Genomic DNA, 5,713 nt, shown 5'->3' with positions numbered 1-5,713 from the left:
CCAGCCCAGGCGAGCCGAGCCTGGGAAGGAAGCGCGGGCAAATCGGTAGCACCGCGCTTGGCCGCCAGACGGCCGAGCTGTTCGGCCTGCGGCAGATGGGGCGACCGCGCGAGGATCGGCATGATGTCGGCGACTTCGGCGCGCGGGCTGTTGGCAGCGGTCAGCAGTTCGGCCCGCAAGAAGTCGGTAAGCGGGCCATTGTCGCCGCCGTCGAGCAAGGCCTTCGCGTCAGCCCAGCGCTGGCCGCGGATCGCGGTGAGCACCTGCGTGTAAAGCTGTTTCTGCTTCGCGGACAGAATGTCGGGCACGGTCTGCGGCGCCGACACAAGGTTGCGGGTGCCGTTATCGGCGGCAAGCGCGGGGGCCGCGCTGATGCACATCGCCAGAGCGGCGCACGAAACGAAGGTTCTGGTCATATTCTGCATCCGTCAACGTCCCCGGTTGAACAGTTTCAGGCTATCCCATGCCGCCGCTTTCTGGGCGGGTCGGGCCAGTAGCATCGCAGGGTGCGCGACTGCCACGGCCTCCACCTTGACGCCATCTTGGTTAATATCGAGTAACTTCCCGCGGGCATCGGGCAGCGCCGTCGCCGCGGCCATGCGCAGAATGTCGCTGCCGATCAGCAGCAGGCGCACCGGTTTCGCCAGCCGCAGATGATGCCAGAGCAGACGGTCGAGTTCGGCCGCCTCCGCGCCATCACAGCGTCCGCCCGCTGGCCGCGTCACGGCCAGGCTGGCGGTATAGCATTCCCCGCGGCTGATCCCGATCGCGCGCAGCATCGCATCGAGCAACTGGCCCGCCGGTCCGGAAAAAAGCACGCCGTCGCGCTGGTCATCGATTTCGGGCCAGGCGGTCATCAGCATCAGCGGCGCACCCGCTTCGCCGACGGGCAGGACGCGATGCGCATCCCACTGGCTGCCCGGCACGTCGCCATCATGGGAGAGCCAGTGTTGAAATTCGTCCCACGCCTCCGGAAAGACTGCCGGCGCCTTCGGCTCTGCGGCTTGCGGTGCGTCCTGCGGCTGCAGGATAATCGGTAGCGGCGGCGGTTCGGGATCGGCGCGGTCCGGGCGCTTCGCGCGTGTTGCCGTGACGTCGTTCGCGGGCGGCGTGACGAGCCAGCCCGTCGGCGCGTCGCCGACAAGCGCGTCGACGCCCGCCAGCGACCACCAGTCGCAAATGCTTTCCGCCAGCAATGCAGAGTTCTGCCCACCCATGAGATATTTGAAACAGGAGGTTGACGGGTGCGTCAATTGGCGGGCATCGCGAATCGTGACAGAATGAGCGCCGGACGCGATGAATGATCGGCGCTGGGACGGCAGAAAGGTATTTGCGGTGAGCGAACGGGAATCGATGCCCTATGACGTGGTCATCGTCGGCGCGGGTCCGGCGGGGCTGTCGGCGGCGATCCGCCTCAAACAACTGGCGAATGAGGCGGGCAGCGAGTTGTCGGTGTGTATCCTCGAAAAAGGATCGGAGGTCGGCGCGCATATCCTGTCGGGCGCGGTGATCGACCCGAAGTCGCTGGACGAGTTGCTTCCCGAATGGCGGGCGCAAGGCTGCCCGCTTGCCGAAGTGCCGGTGAACGACAACCAGCATTGGGTGCTGACCAAGAACAAGAAGTTCAACCTGCCCGAATTCATCTCGCCGGGATTCATGCACAACAAGGGCACCTACACCGGCAGCCTCGGCAATCTTTGCCGCTGGCTCGCGGAGCAGGCCGAAGGGCTGGGTGTTGAGATATTTCCTGGTTTTCCCGCGGCTGAGATCCTTTATAACGAGGATGGGTCGGTGAAGGGCGTCGCGACGGGCGACATGGGCGTGGCGCGCGATGGCAGTCACAAGGGCGATTATGCCCCGGGCCTGGAACTCCACGCCAAATATACCTTTTTTGCCGAAGGCGTGCGCGGCCACCTGACCAAGATGATCAAGCCGCAGTTCGCGCTCGACGCCGATTGCGAGCCGCAGGTATATGGCCTTGGCGTCAAAGAATTGTGGGATATCGATCCCGCGAACCATGCCGAAGGCCGCGTCATCCACACGCAGGGCTGGCCGCTCGACGAAAATGCCAATGGCGGCGGGTTTCTGTATCATCAGGCGAACGGGCAGGTCGCGCTGGGGTTCGTGACGTGGCTCAATTACCGCAACCCGCACATTTCCCCGTTCCAGGAAATGCAGAAGTGGAAAACCCACCCGGAAATCGCGAAGATTTTGAAAGGCGGCAAGCGCGTATCCTATGGCGCGCGCGCGATCAGCGACGGCGGGCTCCAGTCGGTGCCGAAACTGGCCTTTCCGGGCGGCGCGCTGATCGGCGATACCGCGGGATTCCTGAACGTGCCCCGCATCAAGGGCACGCACACCGCGATGAAGTCGGGGATGATGGCGGCCGAGGCGGCCTTCGCCGCGGTCGCCGCGGGCCGCGGCAGCGATACGCTGGACGCCTATCAGGCCGCCTTTGACGATAGCTGGGTCAAGAAGGAGCTGAGCGTCGTTCGCAACGTCCTGCCGCTCGTCGAGAAATATGGCGACCTGGCCGGGACGCTGTTGTCGGGCATCACCATGTGGCTCGAAACGCTGAAGATCAAAGTCCCCTTCACGATGAAGCACCACCCGGACAATGAGAGCCTCTACCGCGCCGACATCATGCCGAAGCCGGATTATCCCAAACCCGACGGCGTGTTGACGTTCGACCGCCTGTCGTCGGTGTTCATCTCGAACACCAACCATGAGGAAGACCAGCCGGTCCACCTCCAGCTTAAGGACCCGACGATCCCGGTCGCTTACAACATGCCGCTCTATGACGAGCCCGCGCAGCGTTATTGCCCTGCCGGGGTCTATGAAATCGTCGGCGAAGCAGAGGGCGATCCGAAATTCGTGATCAACGCGCAGAATTGCGTCCACTGCAAGACATGCGATATCAAGGACCCGACCCAGAACATCAACTGGGTCACTCCCGAAGGCGGCGGAGGCCCCAATTATCCGAATATGTAAGCCCGCACGCCTGATCCTGGTCGTTTCGGCGATCGTGGCGGCGACGCCGGTTCAGGCGGTCGATGACGGCGGCGCGGCGCTGAACGCGCTGGTTCGGGCCCGACTGGCCGAGGAAAGCGGCGAACCTGCGACGGCGCTGTCGGCGTTGACCACGCTATCCAGCCTTGCGCCCGGGCTGCCGGGGCTGCGCGGGCGAATGCTGGAACAGGCCATCGAGGCCGGCAATCTGGAAGCGGCGCGCGCCGCGGCGCTGACCCTGTGGAACGGCGGCGATCGCCGGTTCGATGCACAGCTTGTACTGATGGTCGACGCGATGCGCCGATCGGACTGGAAGGCGGCGCGCGACTATATGGCGGGCCGCAATAGCAAGGCCGGCGCAGACCCGATTGCGCGCCTGATCCTGCCGACGATCAACGCCTGGATCGACGTTGGCGCACGCGAAAAGCGGCCCGAACGTCACCTGGTGGCCGTGAACAGCCGGGCGCGGCCCGAACCTTCGCTGACCCTTCAGGTTGCGCTGGTCCAGATTGCCACACGGCGGGCGGGCGAAGCGGCGGTCGTCGCCGACGGCACCACGCTTACCGACCGAACGAGCCAGCTGCTCGCGCTGCGCGCGGCGGCGACGCTCGACCGGGCGGGGCAGCGCGATGCCGCCGAACGCCTGCGCGCGCGGATCGCGCTCGCCGCGGGACAGCGCGAGGACCCGTTGCTGTTGCTGCCCGACCAGCCGGTGACGAGCCCGCGCAGCGGCGTCGCCCAATGGCTGGGGCTGCTCGGCGACGGACTGGCGCGGACGCCCGGCAGCACCACGAAATTGCCGCTGCTGTTCGCACGGGCTGCCTATTGGCTCGACGATCAGGATTGGGCGGTCCGGACGACGCTGGTCGAGGCGCTCGACCGCAACGGGCAGCGCGACGAGGCGATGGCGCTGCTCGATCCGGCCCGTAAGGCCTTGCCGCCGGTGCTCGCGGTGCGCCGTGCCGAATTGATGGCCGATGCGGGCGATCTGGCCGGCGCGGCGACGCTTGCGGAAGCGTCGGTAGGCGCCGATGCGGCGCGGAGCCTGCTTGTCCGGCTGGCGGATATCGCGCGCCGATCGAACGATCCCGTCGCCGCGGCGCGCGCCTATGAACGGCTTGAAGCGTCGCTAGGCGATGGCGAAGGCGACCAGTCGCTGCGCGGCACGCTGTTGATCGCGCGGGCGGAACTGTTGCTGCAAGACGACAAATGGGATGCTGCGGCACCGCTGATGGAGAAGGCGGTGGCGCTGCGGCCCGACGACGCGGCCATCCTGAATTTCGCGGGATATTCGGCGCTGGAACGGCGCAAGGATGTGAAGCAATCGCTGGCGCGGATCGAGGCCGCCTGGCGCCAGGAGCCGCAAAATGCCAGCATCACCGACTCGCTCGGCTGGGCCTATTTCCTGACCGGGCGCACCGACGATGCGGTCGACCTGCTTGAAAAGGCGCAGCGCGGCGAGCCCGGTAACGCGGTGATCGTCGAGCATCTTGGCGATGCCTATTGGAAGGCCGGTCGGAAGTTCCAGGCGCGCTATAGCTGGCGCGCCGCCGCGTTGCTCGCCGATGCGGACATGGCGACGCGGCTCGCGGCAAAACTGCGCGACGGGCTGACCCCCGCGACCACCGCGCCATGACCGGGGCGATGGTCGAAACGGGCTGGGCCAAGATCAACCTGGCGCTGCACGTCCGTTCGCGGCGCAGCGACGGATACCATGAAATCGAGACGCTGTTCGCTTTCGTCGACGACGGCGACGCGATCGCGGCGGAGGTTGCAGATGCCGACCGGCTGGCAATCGACGGGCCGTTTGCCGACGGATTGAGCGCGGGCGGCGACAATCTGGTGATGCAGGTGCTGGCTTTGCTGCGCGAACGCCACGGCGGCGGTCGCGTCCCGCCGCTGCACGTGACGCTGACCAAGACATTGCCCGTCGCAGCGGGAATCGGTGGCGGGTCAGCCGATGCCGCAGCGATGGCGCGGCTGGTGCGCCGACATTTCCTGCCCGAAATCGGCGACGCCGCGCTGGCGCGGATCGTCAGCCCACTGGGCGCCGATATCGCCGCCTGCGTCGCCAGTGCGACCTGCCTTGGGACGGGCGTCGGGGAGGCGTTGAGCGCGGTGCCCGAATTGCAGCTTGGCGGGACGCCGGTGCTTCTCGTCAATCCGCGCCTGCCGGTCGCGACCGGCCCGGTGTTTGCCGCGTGGGATGGCATCGACCGCGGGCCGCTGTTCACCGGCCCCGACGGCCGCGCGCAATTATTGGGTGCGCGCAACGATTTGCAGCGCCCGGCGATCGCGGCCTGTCCGGCCATCGTCGACGTGCTGACCGAACTGGGGGCGCTGCGCCCCTGGCTGGCGCGCATGTCGGGGTCGGGCGCGACATGTTTTGCGCTGTTCGATGCCCAGGCCGAACGCGACGCCGCGGCGGCGACGCTTGCCCGGCGACATCCCGGCTGGTGGGCGATGGCGGGCGCGCTGCGATGAGCGAAGCGTGGCGCCAGTTGGGCGATGCGCGGGCAGGCGGCCTGTTGCTGATCGCCGATCACGCATCGAATATGGTGCCCGCCGACATCGAGCTTGGGATCGATCCGTCATTGCTGAACAACCATATCGCGATCGACATCGGCGTTGCCGAGGTCGCGGCCCTGCTGGTCGAAAACGGCGCGGTCGATGCGGCGATTCTTGGCGGGGTGTCGCGGCTGGT

Annotated in this window: 4 protein-coding genes and 2 pseudogenes; 4 read left to right on the top strand and 2 right to left on the bottom strand. The window is 66.8% G+C overall.

Annotated elements, in window-relative coordinates; genetic code table 11:
- A pseudogene (locus A3E77_RS04560) lies at positions 1–416 on the bottom strand (lytic transglycosylase domain-containing protein); the annotation flags it as partial.
- A gap of 12 nt (positions 417–428) precedes the next feature.
- Positions 429–1,217, bottom strand: a complete 789-nt coding sequence (locus tag A3E77_RS04555; protein WP_293643650.1) for a uracil-DNA glycosylase family protein — start codon at positions 1,215–1,217, stop codon at positions 429–431.
- Between the two features lie 118 nt (positions 1,218–1,335).
- On the opposite strand from A3E77_RS04555, the gene A3E77_RS04550 reads away from it, so the two are divergent.
- From A3E77_RS04550 to A3E77_RS04535, 4 genes and pseudogenes are all read left to right on the top strand, one after another.
- On the top strand, positions 1,336–2,991 hold the full coding sequence (locus A3E77_RS04550) for an electron transfer flavoprotein-ubiquinone oxidoreductase (protein WP_293643649.1): 1,656 nt from the start codon (positions 1,336–1,338) through the stop codon (positions 2,989–2,991).
- Between the two features lie 34 nt (positions 2,992–3,025).
- Complete coding sequence (locus A3E77_RS04545) at positions 3,026–4,645, top strand: hypothetical protein (protein WP_293643648.1); 1,620 nt, start codon at positions 3,026–3,028, stop codon at positions 4,643–4,645.
- Positions 4,642–5,493 (top strand): 4-(cytidine 5'-diphospho)-2-C-methyl-D-erythritol kinase, encoded by an 852-nt coding sequence (locus tag A3E77_RS04540; protein WP_293643647.1) that lies wholly within the window; start codon positions 4,642–4,644, stop codon positions 5,491–5,493. Before A3E77_RS04545 ends, A3E77_RS04540 begins: the two co-directional genes overlap by 4 nt.
- Positions 5,490–5,713 (top strand): annotated as a pseudogene (locus tag A3E77_RS04535) (N-formylglutamate amidohydrolase); the annotation flags it as partial. The gene A3E77_RS04540 and the pseudogene A3E77_RS04535, both read left to right, overlap by 4 nt.

This window comes from Sphingopyxis sp. RIFCSPHIGHO2_12_FULL_65_19 (assembly GCF_001830555.1).
Classification (GTDB): domain Bacteria; phylum Pseudomonadota; class Alphaproteobacteria; order Sphingomonadales; family Sphingomonadaceae; genus Sphingopyxis.
The sequence above is the reverse complement of the archived record's forward strand: the minus strand, read 5'-3'. Positions and strand labels throughout refer to the sequence as shown.

Excerpts from the sequence above, each read along its gene's own strand:
- A3E77_RS04555 (WP_293643650.1), bottom strand. The coding sequence starts at position 1,217 with ATGGGTGGGCAGAACTCTGCATTGCTGGCGGAAAGCATTTGCGACTGG.
- A3E77_RS04540 (WP_293643647.1), top strand. The coding sequence starts at position 4,642 with ATGACCGGGGCGATGGTCGAAACGGGCTGGGCCAAGATCAACCTGGCG.